The sequence below is a fragment of the Cellulomonas sp. EB106-03-03-XG116 genome (assembly GCF_058792015.1).
In genome coordinates, this window is the sequence record NZ_JBYTEP010000013.1 from 11 (window position 1) to 19064 (window position 19054).

Annotated in this window: 19 protein-coding genes and 1 riboswitch; of the genes, 17 read left to right on the plus strand and 2 right to left on the minus strand. The window is 78.1% G+C overall.

All coding sequences use genetic code 11. The features are described from left to right. Positions 1-186: 186 nt before the first annotated feature. The 13 genes from AC3WUG_RS07385 to AC3WUG_RS07445 all read left to right on the plus strand — a co-directional run bounded on the left by AC3WUG_RS07385 (position 187) and on the right by AC3WUG_RS07445 (position 12833). On the plus strand, positions 187-2268 hold the full coding sequence (locus tag AC3WUG_RS07385) for a primosomal protein N' (protein WP_492327085.1): 2082 nt from the start codon (positions 187-189) through the stop codon (positions 2266-2268). Then, positions 2265-2876, plus strand: coding sequence for an HAD family hydrolase (locus tag AC3WUG_RS07390; RefSeq protein WP_492327086.1), 612 nt, complete (start codon positions 2265-2267; stop codon positions 2874-2876). The genes AC3WUG_RS07385 and AC3WUG_RS07390 overlap by 4 nt, the downstream gene beginning before the upstream one ends. 103 nt (positions 2877-2979) lie before the next feature. After that, on the plus strand, positions 2980-3942 hold the full coding sequence (gene fmt, locus AC3WUG_RS07395; protein ID WP_492327087.1) for a methionyl-tRNA formyltransferase: 963 nt from the start codon (positions 2980-2982) through the stop codon (positions 3940-3942). After that, entirely contained in the window at positions 3939-5561 is a 1623-nt protein-coding gene (locus tag AC3WUG_RS07400; RefSeq protein ID WP_492327088.1) for an RsmB/NOP family class I SAM-dependent RNA methyltransferase, read from the plus strand. The genes fmt and AC3WUG_RS07400 overlap by 4 nt, the downstream gene beginning before the upstream one ends. A gap of 56 nt (positions 5562-5617) precedes the next feature. Next, positions 5618-6286, plus strand: coding sequence for a ribulose-phosphate 3-epimerase (gene rpe, locus AC3WUG_RS07405; RefSeq protein ID WP_492327089.1), 669 nt, complete (start codon positions 5618-5620; stop codon positions 6284-6286). 140 nt (positions 6287-6426) lie between these two features. Next, positions 6427-6560, plus strand: a riboswitch (FMN riboswitch). 140 nt (positions 6561-6700) lie between these two features. After that, positions 6701-7705: a bifunctional diaminohydroxyphosphoribosylaminopyrimidine deaminase/5-amino-6-(5-phosphoribosylamino)uracil reductase RibD gene (gene ribD, locus AC3WUG_RS07410; RefSeq protein ID WP_492327114.1), complete on the plus strand. Its 1005-nt coding sequence runs from the start codon at positions 6701-6703 to the stop codon at positions 7703-7705. After that, the gene (locus tag AC3WUG_RS07415; RefSeq protein ID WP_492327090.1) at positions 7705-8355 is read left to right on the plus strand and encodes a riboflavin synthase; all 651 of its coding nucleotides are present in this window, start codon (positions 7705-7707) and stop codon (positions 8353-8355) included. Before ribD ends, AC3WUG_RS07415 begins: the two co-directional genes overlap by 1 nt. Next, on the plus strand, positions 8352-9707 hold the full coding sequence (gene ribB / locus AC3WUG_RS07420; RefSeq protein WP_492327091.1) for a 3,4-dihydroxy-2-butanone-4-phosphate synthase: 1356 nt from the start codon (positions 8352-8354) through the stop codon (positions 9705-9707). The genes AC3WUG_RS07415 and ribB overlap by 4 nt, the downstream gene beginning before the upstream one ends. Then, positions 9704-10174, plus strand: coding sequence for a 6,7-dimethyl-8-ribityllumazine synthase (ribH, locus tag AC3WUG_RS07425; protein WP_239200154.1), 471 nt, complete (start codon positions 9704-9706; stop codon positions 10172-10174). Before ribB ends, ribH begins: the two co-directional genes overlap by 4 nt. After that, positions 10171-10869 carry a nicotinamide riboside transporter PnuC gene (gene pnuC, locus AC3WUG_RS07430; protein WP_147793595.1) on the plus strand — a complete coding sequence of 233 codons (699 nt, stop codon included), beginning with the start codon at positions 10171-10173 and terminating at the stop codon, positions 10867-10869. The genes ribH and pnuC overlap by 4 nt, the downstream gene beginning before the upstream one ends. Positions 10870-10928: 59 nt before the next feature. Next, positions 10929-11192 carry a phosphoribosyl-ATP diphosphatase gene (locus AC3WUG_RS07435; protein ID WP_166943152.1) on the plus strand — a complete coding sequence of 88 codons (264 nt, stop codon included), beginning with the start codon at positions 10929-10931 and terminating at the stop codon, positions 11190-11192. 62 nt (positions 11193-11254) lie between these two features. Beyond that, complete coding sequence (gene hisG / locus AC3WUG_RS07440) at positions 11255-12103, plus strand: ATP phosphoribosyltransferase (protein ID WP_492327092.1); 849 nt, start codon at positions 11255-11257, stop codon at positions 12101-12103. A 325-nt stretch (positions 12104-12428) separates the two neighbouring features. After that, on the plus strand, positions 12429-12833 hold the full coding sequence (locus AC3WUG_RS07445) for a PH domain-containing protein (protein ID WP_492327093.1): 405 nt from the start codon (positions 12429-12431) through the stop codon (positions 12831-12833). On the opposite strand, the gene AC3WUG_RS07450 is transcribed toward AC3WUG_RS07445, so the two are convergent. Both AC3WUG_RS07450 and AC3WUG_RS07455 read right to left on the minus strand, forming a co-directional pair. Further along, positions 12830-14488 carry an HNH endonuclease signature motif containing protein gene (locus AC3WUG_RS07450; protein WP_492327094.1) on the minus strand — a complete coding sequence of 553 codons (1659 nt, stop codon included), beginning with the start codon at positions 14486-14488 and terminating at the stop codon, positions 12830-12832. The genes AC3WUG_RS07445 and AC3WUG_RS07450 overlap by 4 nt on opposite strands. A gap of 450 nt (positions 14489-14938) precedes the next feature. Continuing rightward, positions 14939-16183 (minus strand): DUF3866 family protein, encoded by a 1245-nt coding sequence (locus AC3WUG_RS07455; protein ID WP_492327095.1) that lies wholly within the window; start codon positions 16181-16183, stop codon positions 14939-14941. Positions 16184-16217: 34 nt separating this feature from the next. Here AC3WUG_RS07455 and AC3WUG_RS07460 point away from each other — a divergent pair, with 34 nt between their 5' ends. From AC3WUG_RS07460 to tatA, 4 genes are all read left to right on the plus strand, one after another. Then, positions 16218-17288: a helix-turn-helix transcriptional regulator gene (locus AC3WUG_RS07460; protein WP_492327096.1), complete on the plus strand. Its 1071-nt coding sequence runs from the start codon at positions 16218-16220 to the stop codon at positions 17286-17288. Further along, positions 17281-18279 (plus strand): helix-turn-helix transcriptional regulator, encoded by a 999-nt coding sequence (locus tag AC3WUG_RS07465; protein ID WP_492327097.1) that lies wholly within the window; start codon positions 17281-17283, stop codon positions 18277-18279. The genes AC3WUG_RS07460 and AC3WUG_RS07465 overlap by 8 nt, the downstream gene beginning before the upstream one ends. A gap of 17 nt (positions 18280-18296) precedes the next feature. Beyond that, the gene (locus AC3WUG_RS07470) at positions 18297-18638 is read left to right on the plus strand and encodes a hypothetical protein (protein WP_492327098.1); all 342 of its coding nucleotides are present in this window, start codon (positions 18297-18299) and stop codon (positions 18636-18638) included. An 83-nt stretch (positions 18639-18721) separates the two neighbouring features. Further along, positions 18722-19030, plus strand: coding sequence for a Sec-independent protein translocase subunit TatA (gene tatA, locus AC3WUG_RS07475; protein ID WP_492327099.1), 309 nt, complete (start codon positions 18722-18724; stop codon positions 19028-19030). The last annotated feature ends 24 nt before the right edge of the window (positions 19031-19054 follow it).

A 19054-nucleotide genomic window follows, 5' to 3' on the forward strand; every position in this document is an offset into this window, starting at 1 on the left:
CCCCCCCTCGCTCCCCCCCCCCCCATCCCCCACCCCCCCCCCCCCCCCCCCCTCGACGGGGTCGGCGCCGCGGGGACGTCCGGCGGCGCGCGGGGCGCTGGTGCGCGCGGGGCCGGCGCTGCCACCCGGCCGCGGCGGCGCGCCCGCGCGCGGGACGTCGACGTCGAGCCCGCCGCCGAGCTGCCCGTGGCGCGGGTCGCTGTCGAGCTCGCGCCCGCGCACCTGGACCGGCCGTTCGAGTACCTCGTGCCGGCGACGCTCGCCGACGCCGCGGTGCCGGGCACGCGGGTGAAGGTCCGGTTCGGGTCGCAGGACGTCGACGGGTACGTGCTCGACCGGACTGCCGAGCCAGAGCACGACGGCGCCCTCGTGCCGCTGCGGCGGGTGGTGTCGCCCGAGGCCGTGCTGACCCCGACGGTCGGGAGGCTGGCCCGGGCCGTGGCGGACCGGTACGCCGGGACGCTCGCCGACGTGCTGCGGCTCGCGGTGCCGCCCCGGCACGCGCGGACCGAGGGGGAGGTGCCGCCGGCCGTCGCGCCGGGGGTCGGGACCGCGCCTGCGCCCGACGGTGCCGCGCCCGCGCCCGACGGTGCCGCCCCCGCGCCCATCCTCGGCCCTGCGACCACCCCTGCGCCTGCGCCCGCCCCCGCCCCCGCATGGGCGCCCTACCGCGGCGGCCCCGCGTTCCTCGCCCACCTCGCCGCCGGCGGCTCCCCGCGCGCCGCGTGGTCCGCGCTGCCCGGCCCGCCGGGGGAGCGCTGGCCCGACGGCGTCGCCGAGGCCGCCCGGGCCACGCTGGCGAGCGGCCGCGGCGCCCTCGTCGTCGTCCCGGACGCCCGCGACGTCGACCGCGTCTGCGCCGCGCTGGTGGCGGCGGGCGTGCCCGCGTGGACCCCCGACGGCACCGACGCGAGCCACGTCCGGCTGATGGCGGACGACGGCCCGGCGCGCCGGTACCGCGCGTTCCTCGCCGTGCTCCGCGGCCACGCCCGGGTCGTGGTCGGCACCCGCGCCGCCGCGTTCGCGCCCGTCCGGGACCTCGGTCTCGCGGTGTGCTGGGACGACGGCGACGACCTGCACGCCGAGCCCCGCGCCCCGTACCCGCACGTCCGCGAGGTCCTCGGCCTGCGCGCCGAGCTGGAGGGCTGCGGCCTGCTGCTCGCGGCGCACGCCCGCTCGACCGAGGTGCAGGCGCTCGTCGCGTCCGGCTGGGTCCGGGCCGTCGCGGCCGACCGGGACGTCGTGCGCGCCCGCACGCCGCGGGTCCGCGCGCTCACCAGCGTCGAGCTGGCCCGCGAGGGCGCCGCGGCGGCCGCGCGGCTCCCCGGCGAGGCGTGGCGCACGATCCGTGACCGGCTCGCCGACGGGCCGGTGCTCGTCCAGGTGCCGCGGGCGGGCTACCTCCCGGCGGTCGCCTGCGCGCGGTGCCGGGAGATCGCCCGGTGCACGCACTGCCACGGGCCGCTCGCGCTGACCTCCGGCGACGGGACCGCGCAGTGCCGGTGGTGCGGCCGCCTGGCGATCGGGTGGCGGTGCGAGGCGTGCGGGAACGGCACGTTCCGGTCCGTCGCGGTCGGTTCCGACCGCACCGCGGAGGAGCTCGGCCGCGCGTTCCCCGGGGTGACGGTGCGGCACTCCGGCGCGCGCTCCGGCGTGCTGGCTGAGGTGCCGGACCGGCCCGCGCTGGTCGTGTCGACGATCGGCGCCGAGCCCGTCGCGCCCGGGGGCTACGCCGCGGCCGTGCTGCTGGACGCCGCCGTCACGACCGGGTCCACCTCGCTGCGCGCCACCGAGGACGCGCTGCGCCGCTGGCTCGCCGCGGCGGCGCTCGTCCGGTCGTCCCGGGACGGCGGCGTCGTGCTGCTCGTCGGCGACGGCGCGGAGCGGCCCACGCAGGCGCTCGTGCGCTGGGACCCGGTGGGCCTGGCCGAGCGCGAGCTCGCCGAGCGCGCGGAGGTGCGGCTGCCGCCGGTCGTCCGGGTCGCCGAGCTGATCGGCACCCGGGAGGTCGTCGCCGCCGTGCTCGCGCGCGTCGAGCTGCCCGAGGGCTCCGACGTGCTCGGCCCCGTCCCGCTGCCCGAACCCCTCGCGGCCGGCGCCGCCGCCGTGCAGGAGTCGCTCGACCCGCCCGTGCGCACCCTCGTCCGGGTGCCCGTGACGCACGGGCGGTCCCTCGCGCGGTCGCTGGCCGCGTCCCTCGCCGTCCGCAGCGCCCGCCGGGAGGGCGGGACGGTGCGCGTGCGGCTCGACCCGGAGGAGATGCTGTGACCGCCGTCGACGCCGTCGTGTTCGACCTGGGGAACGTCCTGGTGCGCTGGGAGGCCGAGCGGGCCTTCGACGGCATGCTCACCGACGCGGAGGTCGAGCGGTTCCTCGCCGACGTCGACTTCCCGGCGCTCAACCTGCGGCAGGACGCCGGCCGGTCCTGGCAGGAGGCCCGCGACGAGGTCGCGCGCACGCACCCCGAGCACGCCGCGACCGTCGACCTGTACGTCGAGCGGTTCGCGCACGCCCTGCCGGGACCGGTGCCGGGCAGCGCCGCGGTGGTCGACGACCTCCGGGCCGCGGGCGTGCGGGTGCTCGGGCTCACGAACTGGTCCGCCGAGACCTACCACCACGGCGAGACGGTCGCGCCCGTCATCGGGCGGCTGGAGGCCGTCGTCGTGTCGGGGCGGGAGGGCGTCGTCAAGCCGGACCCGAGGATCTTCGCGGTGCTCGCCGAGCGGCACGGGCTGGAGCCGGCGCGCACGGTGTTCGTCGACGACAGCCCCGCCAACGTCGCCGGCGCCGCGGCGCTCGGGTACCAGGCGGTGCTGTTCACGGGTGCGGAGGCGCTGCGGGCGGACCTGGTCGCGCGCGGGGTGCTGCCGGGCTGACGGCGGGAGGCGGGCGGGCTGACGGCAGCGAGCGGCCGCTGCTGCTCCCCGGGGCTCGGGTCCCGACCGGCGCCGCACTAGGGCGGCACTAGGATCGGTGCCCATGCGCCTGCTCTTCGCCGGGACGCCCGCGGTGGCGCTGCCCTCCCTGGACGCCCTGCTCGCCTCCCGCCACGAGGTCGTCGCCGTCCTCACCCGCCCCGACGCCCGCGCGGGCCGCGGCCGGACGCTGACGCCGAGCCCGGTCAAGGAGCGCGCGCTCGAGGCGGGCCTCGAGGTGCTCACGCCGGCGACGCTGAAGGACCCCGAGGCGCAGGCGCGGATCGCGGAGATCGCCCCCGACGCCGCGCCCGTCGTCGCCTACGGCAACCTGGTGCCGCCGGCGGTCCTCGGCCTGCCGCGGCTCGGCTGGGTCAACCTGCACTTCTCGGTCCTGCCGGCCTGGCGCGGCGCCGCGCCCGTGCAGCACGCGATCATCGCCGGCGACGAGGTCACCGGGGCGTCGACGTTCCTGCTCGAGGCCGGGCTGGACACCGGGCCCGTGCTCGGCACGCTCACCGAGACCATCCGGCCGCTGGACACCTCGGGCGACCTGCTCGGGCGGCTCGCCGCCGCCGGCTCCGACCTCCTGGTGAAGACCCTCGACGCGCTTGAGGACGGCGTCCTCACGCCCGTCCCGCAGCCCGCCGACGGCGTCAGCCTCGCGCCGCGGCTCACGACCGAGGACGCCCGCGTGCGGTGGCAGCACCCCGCCATGGCCGTCGACCGCCGGGTGCGCGGCTGCACGCCCGCGCCGGGCGCGTGGACCACCCTGCCCGACGGCGCGCGCCTCGGCCTCGGCCCGGTCCGGCTCGTGCCCGAGGTGACGGACCTGGCCCCCGGCGCGGTGCGCGTCGGGCGCGGCGAGGTGCTGGTGGGCACCGGCACGCACGCCGTCCGGCTGGGGGAGGTGCGGCCCGCGGGGAAGCGGGCGATGGCCGCGGCCGACTGGGCCCGGGGCGCCCGGCTCGGCGAGGGCACGGTGCTGGGCCGAGACGATGCGGCCGGCCAGGGGGTGCACGCGTGAGCGAGCGAGGCGATCAGGGCGGCGGGGGTCGCCCGGGCGGTCGGGGCGGCCACGGCGGTCGGCCGGGATCGTCGGGCCAGGGCGGCGAGCGCCGTCGCTCCGCGGGGCAGGGCGCGTCCGGCTCGCACCGCGACGCGGCCGGGCGGCAGCGCCCGGCGTCCCGGCAGTCCCCGCGCGAGCGCACCGCCGCCGCGCCGTCGGCCCGCCGCCGGTCGTCCGACCCGGCACGCACCGCGGCGTTCGACGTCCTGCGCACCGTCGCCGACTCCGACGCCTACGCGAACCTCGTCCTGCCCCCGCTGCTGCGCGAGCGCGGCATCCGGGGCCGGGACGCCGGCTTCGCCACGGAGCTGGCGTACGGCACGCTGCGGCTGCAGGGGCGGTACGACGCGGTCCTGGCGCAGTGCACGGGGCGCTCGCTCGACCAGGTCGACCCGCCGGTGCTCGACGCGCTGCGGCTCGGCGCCCACCAGCTGCTCGGCATGCGCGTGCCGCCGCACGCCGCGGTGTCCGAGACGGTCGGGCTCGTGCGCGAGCAGGTCGGCGCGGGGCCCGCGCAGTTCGTGAACGCGGTGCTGCGGGCGGTCTCCCGCGAGCCGCTCGACGTGTGGCTGGAGCGCATCGGGGACGCCGCCGACCCGGCGGGGACGGACCCGGTCGCCCGGCTGTCGGCGGTCGACAGCCACCCCGCCTGGGTCACCCGCGCGCTGCGCGAGGCCCTGGTCGGCCACGGGCGGCAGGCCGACGAGCTCGGCGCGCTGCTCGCCGCGGACAACGAGGCGCCGCGGGTGTCGCTCGTCGCGCGCCCGGGGCTCGTCGACCGCGACGACCTGCTGGCCGCCGCCGGCCCCGACGCCGCCCCCGGCCGGTGGTCGCCGACCGCGGTCACGCTCGCGGGCGGCGGCGACCCGGCCGGGCTGCCCGCCGTGCGCGCCGGGACGGCCGGCGTGCAGGACGAGGGCAGCCAGCTGGTCGCGCTCGCGCTGGTCGACGCGCCGCTCGACGGCCCGGACGCGCGCTGGCTCGACCTGTGCGCCGGTCCCGGCGGCAAGGCCGCGCTGCTGGCCGCCCTCGCGGGGGAGCGCGGCGCGCGGCTGGTCGCCAACGAGGTGCAGCCGCACCGCGCCCGCCTCGTCCGGCAGGCCGTGTCCGCGGCGCCGGACGGTGCCGTGGAGGACGTGCGGGTCGGCGACGGGCGCGAGGTCGGCGACGCCGAGCCCGGCGGCTACGACCGCGTGCTGCTCGACGCCCCGTGCACGGGCCTGGGGGCGCTGCGCCGTCGCCCGGAGTCGCGCTGGCGCCGGACGCCGTCGGACCTCGCCCAGCTGACCGTCCTGCAGCGCGACCTGCTCGGGTCGGCGCTGCGCGCGGTGCGGGTGGGTGGGGTCGTCGCCTACGTGACGTGCTCGCCCGTGCTGGCCGAGACCCGGCTCGCCGTGCTCGACGCCACGCGCGCCGCCCGCAAGGCGGGGCTCGAGGTCGAGGTGCTGGACGCGCCCGCGGTGCTGCACGGCATCGCGCCCGGTCTCGACCTGCCCGAGCGGGACGACGCGCAGCTCTGGCCGCACGCGCACGGCACCGACGCGATGCACCTCACGCTGCTGCGCCGGACGGCCTGACCACCCCGGCGACGGGGCGACCGGCGGGCCGCGGCGGGCGCCGATACCCTGGGCGGGTGCACGCGCAGATCAGCCCCAGCATCCTGTCCGCCGACTTCACGAACCTCGAGCGCGACCTGCACCGGATCAGCCGGGCGGACTGGGCGCACGTGGACGTCATGGACAACCACTTCGTCCCGAACCTCACGCTCGGCCTGCCCGTCGTGCGGCGGATCATCGAGGTGTCGCCGGTGCCGATCGACGTGCACCTCATGATCGAGGCCGCCGACCGGTGGGCCGTCGACTACGCGCACGCCGGCGCCGCGTCCGTCACGTTCCACGCCGAGGCCGCGCAGGCCGCCGTCCGGCTGGCCCGCGAGATCCGCGGGGCCGGCGCCCGGGCGAGCATCGCGCTGCGGCCGGCGTCGCCCGTCGAGCCGCTGCTGGACCTGCTCCCGGAGTTCGACATGGTGCTCGTCATGACGGTCGAGCCCGGGTTCGGCGGCCAGGCGTTCATCGAGGGCACGCTGCCCAAGATCCGCCGGCTGCGCGCCGCGATCGACCAGCAGGGCGCGGACACCTGGATCCAGGTCGACGGCGGGGTGTCCCGCGACACGGTCGAGACCGTCGCCACCGCCGGCGCGAACGTGTTCGTCGCGGGGTCCGCCGTGTACGGGGCCGACGACCCGAACGCGGAGATCGACGCCCTCCGCGGGCTGGCGGACGGCGCGCTGGCGCTGCGCTGACGCCCGCGACCGGCAGCCGGACGACCCGGCACGACCGGAGGCCACGACCAGCGCCCTCGCGCGCGGCGCGACCCGCCGCCGACCTCGGCCCCGCGCGAGCGGGAATGCCGCGTGTGGCATCATCGTTCGGTAGAACACACACACGTGCTCCGGGGTCGGTGAAAGTCCGAGCCGGCGGTGACAGTCCGCGACCCGCAGACGCCTCACGGCGCGAGCGGTTGACCTGGTGGAACTCCAGGACCGACGGTGAAAGTCCGGATGGGAGGAGTCGTGGCGGCGTGCTCGGCGTGAGCCGGGTGCGCCGTGGACGTCGTGCACCCGTGCGCCGCCCGCACCCCGGAGACCTGTCGGTCGGAGGGAGCGGGAGTGGGCACGCGGACGGCGGTCGAGCCGGCTGAGGTCGAGCGGGACGCGATGCTGCGCGCCCTCGACCTGGCCCGCCGCGGGCCCGCGCACGGGCCGAACCCGCGCGTCGGCTGCGTGCTGCTCGCCCCCGGGGCCCGCGTCCTGGGCGAGGGCTGGCACCGCGGCGCCGGGACCCCGCACGCCGAGGTCGCCGCGCTCGCCGACGCCCGGGCCCGGGGGCACGACGTCCGCGGCGCGACCGCCGTCGTGACGCTCGAGCCCTGCGACCACACCGGCCGCACCGGGCCGTGCTCGGCCGCCCTGCTGGAGGCCGGCGTGGCGCGCGTCGTCGTCGCCGTGCCGGACCCCAACCCGGCCGCCGCCGGGGGCGCGGCGCGGCTGCGCGCGGCCGGCGTCGACGTCGTGCTCGGCGTCGAGGAGGCCGCCGGACGGGAGCTGCTCGGCCCGTGGCTGCGCGCCGTCGAGCGCGGGCGCCCGCACGTGACCCTCAAGCTCGCCGCCACGCTCGACGGCCGCGTCGCCGCCCCGGACGGGTCGAGCCGGTGGATCACCTCGCCCGAGGCCCGCGGGCACGCGCACGCCCTGCGCGCCGAGGTGGACGCGCTGGTCGTCGGCACCGGCACCGCCCTGGCGGACGACCCCGCGCTCACCGCGCGCGCCGCCGACGGGACCCTGGCCGCGCACCAGCCGCTGCGGGTCGTCGTCGGGGCGCGGGACCTGCCGGCCGGCGGACGGCTCGCCGGCCCGGGCGGCGAGGTGCTGCACCTGCGGACCCGCGACCCCCGCGTGGCGCTGGCCGCGCTGCACGCCCGCGAGGCGCGCCGGGTGCTCGTCGAGGGTGGCCCGACGCTCGCCGCGGCGTTCCTGCGCGCCGGGGTCGTGGACGAGGTGCACGCCTACGTGGCCCCGGTGCTGCTGGGCGCGGGCCGGCCCGCGGTGGCCGACCTGGGCATCGGGACGATCGGGGACGCGCTGCGGCTGCGGACCCGCGAGGTGCGACAGCTGGGGCCCGACGTGCTCGTCGTGGCCGACGTCGAGGAGGAGGAGCGCTGATGTTCACCGGCATCGTCGAGGAGGTCGGCACCGTCGTGCAGCTGGACCTCGCCCCGGGCGGGGCGGGCGGCGGCGACGCCGCGGGGGAGGACCGCGACGCGCGGCTCGTGCTGCGCGGCCCGCTGGTCACCTCGGACGCCCAGCACGGCGACTCGATCGCGGTGTCCGGGGTCTGCCTCACCGTCACCGACCTGCCGGGCGACGGCACCTTCGCGGTGGACGTCATGCCGGAGTCGCTGCGGCGCACCGCGCTCGCCGACCTGGCGCCCGGCTCCCCGGTCAACCTCGAGCGCGCCGTGCGGGCCGACGCGCGCCTGGGCGGCCACGTCGTGCAGGGCCACGTCGACGGCGTCGGCACCGTCCGGCGGCGCACGCCCGGCCCGCGGTGGGACGAGGTGGAGGTCGCGCTCGACCCGGCGCTCGCCCGGTACGTCGCCGAGAAGGGGTCCGTCGCGGTCGCCGGCGTCTCGCTCACCGTGACCGCGGTCGGGCGGGACTGGTTCGGGGTGTCGCTCATCCCGACGACGCTCGCCGAGACCACCCTCGGGGACGCCGCCGTCGGCACCCGGGTGAACCTGGAGGTGGACGTGCTCGCGAAGTACGTCGAGCGGCTGCTGTCCGCCGGCGCGGTGGCGGGGGTGGCACGGTGACCGCCGTCGAGCCGATCGCCCTCGGCACCGTCGAGGAGGCCCTCGCGGAGCTCCGCGCGGGGCGCCCGGTGCTCGTCGCCGACTCCGAGGACCGCGAGAACGAGGCCGACGTCATCCTGGCCGCCGCCCTGGCCACGCCGGAGTGGGTCGCCTGGACCATCCGGCACTCGTCGGGCTACCTGTGCGCGCCCATGACCGGCGCCCGGGCCGACGCGCTCGACCTGCCCCTCATGGTCCCGCAGAGCCAGGACCCCCGGCGGACCGCGTACACCGTGACCGTCGACGCGGCGCACGGCGTGGCGACCGGCATCTCCGCGGCCGACCGCACCCGCACCCTGCACGTCCTCGCCGATCCCGCGTCCGGCACCGAGGACCTCATCCGCCCGGGGCACGTGCTGCCCCTGCGCGCCGTGCCGGGCGGCGTGCTGCACCGCGCCGGGCACACCGAGGCCGCGGTCGACCTGTGCCGCCTCGCCGGGGTCGAGCCGGTCGCCGCGATCGCCGAGCTCGTGCACGACGACGGGACGATGATGCGGCTGCCCGCCACGGCGGCGCTGGCGCGCGAGCACGGGCTCGTCGTGCTGACCATCGCCGACCTGGTCGCGTGGCGCACCGCCCACGACGACCTGCCCGCCGAGCCCGCGCCGGGTGCCGAGGCGGCGGCGACCGCGCCCGGGCGCCGGGTGCACCGCGCGCACAGCGCCGTCCTGCCCACCCGGCACGGCGACTTCCGGGTGCACGCCTACCGCGACCTGCGGACCGGCGCCGACCACGTCGCCCTCGTCGCCGCGCAGGGCCTGGCCGAGCAGCCCGTCGTCCGGGTGCACTCCGAGTGCCTCACCGGCGACGCGTTCGGCTCCGCGCGCTGCGACTGCGGCCCGCAGCTCGACGCCGCCCTGCAGCTCGCGGCCCGCGACGGCGGCGCCGTCGTGTACCTGCGCGGGCACGAGGGCCGGGGGATCGGCCTGCTCGCGAAGATCGGCGCCTACGCCCTGCAGGACCAGGGCCGGGACACCGTCGAGGCGAACATCGACCTCGGCTGGCCCGCCGACCGGCGCGAGTACGGCGCCGCTGCCGCGATCCTCGCGGACCTCGGCGCCGCGCGGATCACCCTGCTCACCAACAACCCGGCGAAGGTCGCCGGGCTCACCGCCCACGGCATCGGGGTCGCCGAGGTGCGCGGCCTCGAGGTCGGGCGGACCCCGCACAACGAGGCCTACCTGCGCACCAAGGCGCGGGCGATGGGGCACCTCCTGCCCGGCCTCGACGCGCACCCCACCAGCACACCCACCCCCACCGGGCCCACCCCCTCGGGCCCGGCCACCACGTCTCGCACGGAGGACGCACGATGAGCGGCAGCGGCGCTCCCACGATCACCACCGACGGCAGCGGCCTGCGGGTCGCCGTCGTCGCGGCCAGCTGGCACACCACCGTCATGGACGGCCTGCTCGCCGGCTCCCGGCGCGCGCTCGCCGCCGCCGGCGTCACCGACGTCCGGGAGGTGCGCGTGCCCGGCACGTTCGAGCTCCCGGTCGCGGCGGGCCGGCTCGCCCGGTCCGGCGACTACGACGCGGTCGTCGCGCTCGGCGTCGTCATCCGCGGCGGCACCCCGCACTTCGACTACGTCTGCCAGGCCGCGACCTCGGGCCTCACCGACGTCGCCGTGCAGACCGGCGTCCCCGTCGGCTTCGGCGTGCTCACCTGCGACGACGAGGCCCAGGCGCTCGACCGTGCCGGGCTCGAGGGCTCGCACGAGGACAAGGGCGCGGAGGCGGCGGAGGCGGCGGTCGCGACCGTCGTCGCGCTGCGCGGGCTGTGAACGTCCTCGGCTGGCTGTTCGACGCCCAGCTCGTGGTCGCCGGGCACCCCGTGCTCTGGCGGGAGGTGATCGGCAACCTGTTCGGCCTCGCGTCCGCGCTCGGCGGCCTGCGCCGCAAGGTGTGGGCCTGGCCCGTCGGCATCGTCGGCAACGTCCTGCTGTTCACCGTCTTCCTCGGCGGCGTGTTCCACACCCCGCAGGCGCGCGACCTCTACGGGCAGGCGGGGCGCCAGGTGTTCTTCGTCGCCGTCGCGGTCTACGGCTGGGTGCGCTGGTCGCAGGCCCGGCGCGTCGCCCGCGAGCACGGCGACCCCGACGCGCCGGCCGTGGTGCCCCGGTGGGCGGGGCGGTCGGGCTGGATCCAGCTCGGGGTCGTCGGCGTCGTCGGGACCGTCGTGTGCGCCCTGGTCTTCCAGGCCCTCGGGTCGTGGGGTCCGTGGGCGGACGCGTGGATCTTCGTCGGCTCGCTGCTCGCGACCTACGGCATGGCGCGCGGCTGGATCGAGTTCTGGCTCATCTGGATCGCCGTCGACGCCGTCGGCGTGCCCCTGCTGCTCAGCGCCGGCTACTACCCGTCGGCCTTCCTGTACCTCGTGTACGCGGGCGTCGTGATCTCGGGCTTCGTCGTCTGGTGGCGTGCCCGGCGCGAGTCCGAGCCGCAGCAGGTCACCGCCGCCGCCGGGGTCGAGGGGTGAGCGCCCGGGCCCTGGACGCCGGACCGGGGGAGGGCGTCCGACCGTCTACCCTGGCGGGCGTGAAGACGTTCGACGCGCTGTTCGCTGAGCTCACCGAGAAGGCGGCCACCCGGCCCGCAGGCTCGGGCACCGTCAAGGAGCTGGACGCCGGCGTCCATGCGATCGGCAAGAAGATCGTCGAGGAGGCGGCCGAGGTCTGGATGGCCGCCGAGCACGAGGGCGACGCCCGCACGGCCGAGGAGATCTCCCAGCTCCTCTACCACCTGCAGGTGCTCATGGTCGCGAAGGGCCTCACGCTCGAGGACGTGTACGCCCACCTCTGACCGGCCCCGGCCCGCTCGACCCCGCCGCCCCTGTCACACCTGAACACCCCGGAGAACCCCCCGTGCTGAGGATCGCCGTCCCGAACAAGGGCTCGCTCGCCGAGCCCGCCTCCGACATGCTGCGCGAGGCGGGCTACCGCCAGCGCCGCGACTCCCGCGAGCTCGTCCTGCCCGACGCCGACAACGGCGTCGAGTTCTTCTTCCTGCGCCCCCGCGACATCGCCGTCTACGTCGGCACCGGCACCGTCGACGTCGGCATCACCGGGCGCGACCTGCTGCTCGACTCCGAGTCGCCCGCCACCGAGCACCTGCAGCTCGGCTTCGCGCGGTCGACCTTCCGGTTCGCCACCCAGGCCGGCCAGATGAACGACGTGCGCGAGGTCGCCGGCCGGCGCGTCGCCACGTCCTACCCCGTCCTCGTCGCCGACTACCTGCGCAGCCAGGGCGTCGCGCCGTCCGAGGTCGTCCGGCTGGACGGCGCCGTCGAGACCGCGATCCGGCTCGGCGTCGCCGACGTGATCGCCGACGTCGTCGAGACCGGCACCACCCTGCGCGCGGCCGGCCTCGACGTCTTCGGCGAGCCGATCCTCAAGTCGGAGGCCGTGCTCGTGCGCCGGGCCGGCGTCGAGGAGCCCGCCGGGCTCGACGTGCTCACGCGTCGACTCCAGGGCGTGCTGACCGCCCGCGAGTACGTCCTCATGGACTACGACGTGCCGACCGCGCTGGTCGAGCAGGCCGTCGCGATCACCCCCGGCCTCGAGTCGCCGACCGTGTCGCCCCTGCACAACCGCGACTGGTCCGCCGTCCGCGCCATGGTGCGGCGCTCCGAGACCAACCGCGTCATGGACGCGCTGTACGACGTCGGCGCGCGGGCCATCCTCGTGACGTCGATCCACGCCTGCCGGATCTGACCCCGGGCGACGGGCGATGACGGAGGAGCCGGGGCGGGGCTCGAGCGGCGGGGGCGGCGGCGGTCCGGTCCCGGGGCGCGGCGACGGTCGGGGTCCGGGTGACGGCCCGTCCGGGGGTGCCGGCTCGGGTCGGGGTCCGGGTGACGGCCCGTCCGGGGGTGCCGGCTCGGGTCGGGGTCCGGGTGACGGGCCGTCCGGGGGTGCCGGCTCGGGTCGGGGTCCGGGTGACGGCCCGTCCGGGGGTGCCGGCGCCGGTGGGGGTCGTGGCGACGCCGGACGGCGGCCCGCGCTCGACGAGGTGTTCCGGCCGCGCGCCGCGCGCTTCGTGACCGGCACGCTCGCCGTCGTCGTCGCCCTGGCGACCGCCCTGCTCATCGTGCTGCTCTCCACCACCGGCGTCGAGGGCTGGTCCACGGCCGACCTGAGCGGCATCGCGCTCGTCGGGCTCGCGATCGTCGGGTTCCTGTGGCGGCAGGCCACCGTGTCCGCCACCCCGACCGCCGAAGGGCTGCGGGTCCGGAACCTCGCGAGCACCCGCACCGTCGCGTGGGCCGAGATCGTCTGGGTCCGGTTCGGCGAGGGCCGGCCGTGGGTCCAGCTCGACCTCGACGACGGGGACACCCTCGCGGTGATGGGCGTGCAGCGCTCCGACGGCGAGCGGGCCCGGCGCGAGGCGAAGCGCCTGGCGACGCTCGTGGCCGCGCGGCAGCGGAGCGGACGGGGCGACTAGAAGGGCGGCGCGTCGTCCGTCTCCCGAGGGCTGGGAGGCGGCGCCCCGTCCGCCCTCCGGGGTCCGGGCCTCGCGGCGCCGCCGGGGTGCGATCGGCCACGACCGCGGCGCACCTCACGCGCCCGCCGGGGCGCGGTGAGGTGCTCGGTGGGCGCGTCGAGCCCCGGTCGGGTCCGGTAGGCGTGGCCGGTGGGGTCGGTCCAGTCGAAGACGCCGGGCTCGCGCTGGCGCAGGGTGAGGCCGAGCTCGTGCTTGGCGTGGTGGTGGCGCGAGCAGACCGGCCCGAGGTTGCGGTCGCTGGTGGCGCCGGGCGGGTCGGGATCCTCGCCTGACGCGGCGGGTTCGGGGTGCCAGGGTTCGGTGTGGTCCAGCTCGCAGCGCGCTGCGGGGACCGAGCAGCCGGGGCCGGTGCAGGTCCAGTCGCGGTAGCGGACGTGGTCCGCCAGGGCGGCGGGCGGCCGGTAGGTCGTGCGTCCGACGTCCAGGACGGCACCGGTGAGGTCGTCGGTCACGAGGCGCTGCCACGTGCCGCCCAGGGCGAGGGCGCGGGCGGCGGTGGCGTCGATCGCGCCGTACCCCGCGAGGTCGGCGGGCTTCTCGTCCTGGCCGAGCAGGGTCGACAGCGGCACGGTGACGACGACGTGGGTCCGGGCGTCGCGGGGGCCGGTTGTGCGGCTGCGGGCGGGCGTGCTGCGTGCCGACGCGCCGGTGTGGGTGGTGCCCGCCGGCGTGCTACCCGCCGGCGTGCTGCCCGCCGACGCGCCGCCCGGCGCGTGGGTGTCAGGCCGGTCGATCGGAGGGAGTGCGTCCGCGGGCGACGCGAGGAGCAGGTCCGTCAACCCGTCCGCGCGCAGCTGGTCCAGGGTGCGCGGGTCGCCGGCCGCTCGCGCGGTGCGGGCGCAGGACTCGAGCACGGTGTCGATCGCCACGGCCTGCGGGGCGGGCAGGACCAGCCGCATCTCCGCCATCTGGTCCGGCAGCGGCCGGGGGTGGGTGACCATCCGGGAGGCCTGGGCTGCGGCGTGCCGGTCGGCGGCGTGCTCGGGGTCGACCTCCAGCAACGCCCGGGCCACGTCGCGCCGGACCTGGCCGGTGGTGCGATCGGTGGCGCGCGGGAGGACCCGGTCCTCGACGGCCTGCGCGATCTGCCACGGCAGCTCGCCGAGGCTCGCAGCCACGACGCGGGCGGCGGACACCGCGATGCGGCCGTCGGCCAGGGCGCGCCCGGTGGCCGCGAGATGGTGGTCGTACGCGAGGCCTTCCCGGACCAGGGCGAGCATCTCCTGCGGAGAGCGGTTCAGCCGCATGGACAGGGCCATCGCGGTGGCGCGCAGGGGCATGGTCAGCTGCTCGGCGCGGTTCTGGTGGTCGGTCAGTCTCGGGTGCGGCATGTCCGGAGTGCGGTGCAGCGCCGCAGCGGCCCGGGCGAGCCCGGCGTGCGCCCAGCCTGCGACGCGGAGGTACGCGGCCGCGACCTCGGTCAGGTCGAACGCGGAGAGCGACGGCAGGTCCAGGGCGCTGAGCAGCCGCACGAGGGGCACACCCGTCGGCGTCTCGTCGAGCGCGGACGGGATCCGGAAGGCGTCGGGCTGCGCGGGGTCCAGGTACTCCGCGACGACCGCGGCCCGCGCCCCCGCGTCGGCGGCGGCATCCACCGGGTCGGCGGTTCCGGCGGCGCGCGCAGTGCCGCCGCAGGTGCACCCGCAGCCGCACGGCAGGACCGCCCCGTCGGGCGGCGGAGCGACGCGTTCGCGCTGGTCATCTGCCATACGACCAACCTACGGGCGACCACCGACACACCTTGCGCCGCGGGTCACAAGCCTGGGGACGAGACACACCTCCCGCCCTGTGGGGGAGTCGGCGCGCGCTCGTGGAGCGGGATCGAGGCAGGTGCGCGACCAGCGGCGCGCGAGGTCGCTCCGCTGCGTCGCCGTCCCGCCGGGCGGTGTTCCCGCTGAGCCGCGTTCCCGCCGAGCGGTGTTCCCGCCGAGCGGTGTTCCCGCTGAGCCGGGTCCCCCTGAGCGGTGTTCCCGCTGAGCCGGGTCCCCCTGAGCGGTGTTCCCGCCGAGCCGCGTTCGCGCGCGTGCTGGCGCCCTCTCGCGCGCTCAGACCCCCCGCGCCAGCCGCGCCGCGTGCACGCCCGCCGCCGCGGCGGCGAGGAACGCCGCCGGGTCCTGCGCCAGCCCCCGGCCCATCGTCGACAGCCGGACGGGCGACCCGCCGAGCGCGGTGAGCAGGTCGGCGCCCGCCGCGACCTCCACGAGCCGGTGCCGGCCGGCGGGCTCGCCGAGGGACCGGGCCTGGTGGGCCACGCGCCGGCCGACGGCCGCGAGGTGGGCGTCGAGGTGCTCCTGGGGGTCGGGCACGTGCAGGCCGGGCTCCGCGCCGTCGGCGGACCCGGCGTCGCCCGGACCGGGCGTCGCCGCGGGCTCGAAGACCGGCACGACCACGTCCGCCGGGGCCAGCGCGACCCGCCCGTACGCCGTCAGCGAGTGGTGCGAGACGCCGAGGTGCCGCTCCCGCGCGTCGGCCCCCGACACCCGCAGCGAGGCCACGGGGCGCCCGCCGAGCACGGCCGCCGCGTTGACGGCCTCCCCGGCGGCGACGCCCGAGAAGCCCCACCGGGTGCCGGTGCCGAGGTTGCCCGGCCCCTGCGCCACGACGACGACGTCCGCACCGACGACGTGCCGCGCGGCGAGCAGGGCGGTGTGCAGGGTGACGGCCTCGTGGTCGCCGCCGAAAGCCTGCCCGGCGGTGAGGCACGCCTCGATCCACCCGGCGTCCCGCAGTCCGGCGACGGCCATGGAGAACCAGGCGGGCAGGGCGCCGCCGTCGGTCAGCACGTAGGCGACGCGGAGCGGCGGGACGCCGGAGCCCGGGTGGGACAGCAGCGCGTCGGCGTACCGGACGCCGGCGACGACGGCGGGCAGGGCGGAGTGCAGGTCGGCGACGACGACGGGCAGGCCCGCGAGGTCGTCGGCGTCGCGCAGGACCTCGTGGTGCGGCGACTCCTGGTCGTCGACGCCGAGCACCATCGCCTGCAGCGGGGTGTACCGCGCCTTGACCAGGTGGCCCGGCCCGGCGGGCGGGTCGGCGGGCAGCCGGCCGGGGGACCCGGGGGCGACGACGAGGGCGTAGCCCCCGGTGCCGAGCCCGCGCGCGAGCGCCGACACGTTCAGCAGCACGGAGTCGCCCACGCGCAGGTCGCCGACGAGGGCGGGGTAGGCGAGCGCCCGCACGGTCACGGGGTCCGGCCCGGACACGCCGTCGGCGACGACGACGGTCAGCTCCTGGGCCCCGGGCCACGACCGTCCGACCTGCTCCACCGTGCCCGAGCGCCATGTGATCACCGGACCACGCTACCGGCCACTACGGTTGTCCCCGATGCCCGAACAGATCCACCCCGCCGAGCGGCTGCTCAACCTCGTCATCGCGCTGGTGCACACGCCCGGCCGGATGACGAAGGAGCAGATCCGCCGCACGGTCGCGGGCTACGGCGACGCGCCGTCCGACGAGTCCTTCGAGCGGATGTTCGAGCGCGACAAGGACACGCTGCGCGACCTCGGCATCCCGGTGGCGACGGTGACGTCGGCGGGGCACGGCGACGACATCGGCTACCGGATCGACCAGGACGCGTACGCGCTGCCGCCGCTCGAGCTCACCTCGGCCGAGCTGGGCGCGCTGTCGCTGGCGGCGGAGTTCTGGCAGGACCGGTCGGTCCGGGCGGACACGTCCCGGGCGCTGACCAAGCTGCGGGCGGTGGGCGCCGGATCGGGGTCGAGCGACCTCGCGGCCGGGCTGGCGCCGCGGGTGCGGGCCGGGGGCGACGCGTTCCCGCCGCTGCTCGACGCGGTGCAGGCGCGGCAGCGGGTGCGGTTCACCTACCGCGCGGCGAGCACGGGCGAGGTGCGCGAGCGCCTGGTCGAGCCGTGGCGGCTGGTGGCGCGCCGCGGCGGGTGGTTCCTGGTGGGCTTCGACGTGGACCGCGACGGCACCCGGTCGTTCCGGCTGAGCCGGATCGAGGGCCGGGTGCGGGTGGTCGGTGCGCCCGGGGCGTTCGACGCGCCGACGCCGGAGCAGACCGCGGCGGCTCTGCGGTCGTGGGACGTCAGCGACGAGCGCACGGCCGTGCTGGCGCTGCGGGCCGAGCGCGCGGAGGCGCTGCGGGCGCGCGGGGAGCGGGCGGACCTGCCGGCGGACGCGTCGCCGGCGCTGCGGGCCGCGGTCGCGGACCGGGACCTGGTGCGCGTGGCCTACCGGGCGACCTGGGAGCTCGCCGAGGAGGTGGCGGGCTACGGCGACGCCGTGCTGGTCGCGGACCCGCCGGAGCTGCGCGAGGCCGTGGTCGGCCTGCTGCGGGTCGCGGCGACCCTGGACGGGTCGTGCGACGCCGGCGCCCCGGGCCCCGCCGGGACCGAGGGCCCCACCGACACCGAGGGAACCAGCCGTGGCTGAGAAGGCGAGCGAGCGGCTGCTGCGGCTGCTCGGGATGATCGGCTACCTCGACCGCAACGACGGCGTGTCCGTCGAGCAGCTGGCCGAGCACTTCGGGGTGACCCCGTCGCAGGTCATGGCGGACGTCGACACGCTCTGGATGAGCGGCACGCCCGGGTACTACCCGCACGACCTCATCGACTTCGACGCGGACTCCTACGACCGCGGCGAGATCCGGCTGACGGAGTCCCGCGGGATGACCCGGCCGCTGCGCCTCGGCACCCGCGAGGCGGTCACGCTGCTCGCGGCGCTGCGCGCGATGGTCGCGGACCTGGGTCCCACGCTCGACCCGGAGCAGGTGGAGGTGCTGCGCTCGACGCTGGCCAAGCTGACGGCGGCGACGGGGGAGGCGGCGGGCGCGGTCGACGTGCGGCTGGCGGTCGACGGCCGGCCGGAGGTGGTCGCGCAGATCCGCCGGGCGCTGGCGACGGGCCGCCGGCTGCGGATCCGGTACGTGAACGCCTCCGACGTGACCAGCGACCGCGACGTGGACCCGCTGCGGATGACCACGAGCGACGAGCGGTCGTACCTGCAGGCGTGGTGCCTGCGCGCGGGCGACGAGCGGCTGTTCCGGCTGGACCGGGTGCTCGCCGCGGAGGTGCTGGACGCGCCGGCGCAACCGCATCCCGGCGCGGGCCGCGGCGCGACGGCGGAGTTCCGGTTCGACCTCGAGGGCGACGTGGCGACGCTGCACCTGCGCAGCACGGGCCGCTGGGTCGCGGAGACGGTCCCGGTCGAGGAGGTGCGCAACCTGCCGGACGGGTCGTTCGAGGTGGACGTGCGCGTCGGCCAGCGGGCGTTCCTGCGCAGCCTGCTGCTGCAGGCCGCGGACGACGTGCTGGGGGTGCGGCCGCCGGAGGTGGCGCAGGACGTGGCGACCCGGGCCCGTGCGGCCCTCGCCGCGTACGGCCCGCTGGCCGGCCCCGGCGAGCCCACGCCCACCGCGGGCTGACGGGATAGGTTGGCCCGATGGTCTGGGTGGTCGTGTGGTCGGTGCTGGTCCTCGGCACCCTGGTCGGCGCGTTCTTCCTCGGCCGCGACCTGTGGCGCCGGTTCCGCGCGCTCGTCGCCGAGCTCCGGGAGGCGTCCGAGGTCCTCGGGCAGCTCGCCGAGCACGCGTCGACGCTCGCCGAGCAGGCGCAGGAGGCCGAGCGCGCCGCCCGCGCGGCCCGGGAGGCGGCGCTGCTGCCCGACCCCGACGAGGCGCGGGACCGCTGGGCGGTGCTCCGCGAGCAGGCGCGCGAGCGCCGGGACCGCCGCCGTGAGCGCGACCGCCGGACCCGCGAGGGCTGGCGCGCCTACACGCGCTGAGCCGCACGCACCCGCCTCACCCGCACCGGGGGTCCCGCCGGTTAGGATCGACGGGTCAACGTCTCCCGTCCGACAGGAACGTCATGAACGCCCTGAAGCCCTGGCACATCGGTGTGCTGCTCGTCGTGATCCTCCTGCTGTTCGGGGCGCGACGGCTGCCGGACCTGGCGAAGTCCGTGGGCGAGTCCCTGCGCATCTTCAAGCGGGAGGTCAAGGACCTGTCGGAGGACGAGCCGCGCACGGCGCCGACTCCGCCCCCGACGGCCGACCCGGCCCCGCCGCTGGCGCAGGGCCCCGTCGTGAAACCCGCCCCGTCCGCGTCCCCCGCGCCCTCGCTCGACCAGCCCGGCCACCAGCCTCCGGCGAGCGGCAGCACCACCCCCAGCGCCTGATCCGTGGCGCGCAAGAGGCGGCCC

Excerpts from the sequence above, each read along its gene's own strand:
- tatA (WP_492327099.1), top strand. The coding sequence starts at position 18,722 with ATGAACGCCCTGAAGCCCTGGCACATCGGTGTGCTGCTCGTCGTGATC.
- AC3WUG_RS07415 (WP_492327090.1), top strand. The coding sequence starts at position 7,705 with ATGTTCACCGGCATCGTCGAGGAGGTCGGCACCGTCGTGCAGCTGGAC.
- ribD (WP_492327114.1), top strand. The coding sequence starts at position 6,701 with ATGCTGCGCGCCCTCGACCTGGCCCGCCGCGGGCCCGCGCACGGGCCG.
- AC3WUG_RS07470 (WP_492327098.1), top strand. The coding sequence starts at position 18,297 with ATGGTCTGGGTGGTCGTGTGGTCGGTGCTGGTCCTCGGCACCCTGGTC.
- AC3WUG_RS07460 (WP_492327096.1), top strand. The coding sequence starts at position 16,218 with ATGCCCGAACAGATCCACCCCGCCGAGCGGCTGCTCAACCTCGTCATC.
- ribH (WP_239200154.1), top strand. The coding sequence starts at position 9,704 with ATGAGCGGCAGCGGCGCTCCCACGATCACCACCGACGGCAGCGGCCTG.
- fmt (WP_492327087.1), top strand. The coding sequence starts at position 2,980 with ATGCGCCTGCTCTTCGCCGGGACGCCCGCGGTGGCGCTGCCCTCCCTG.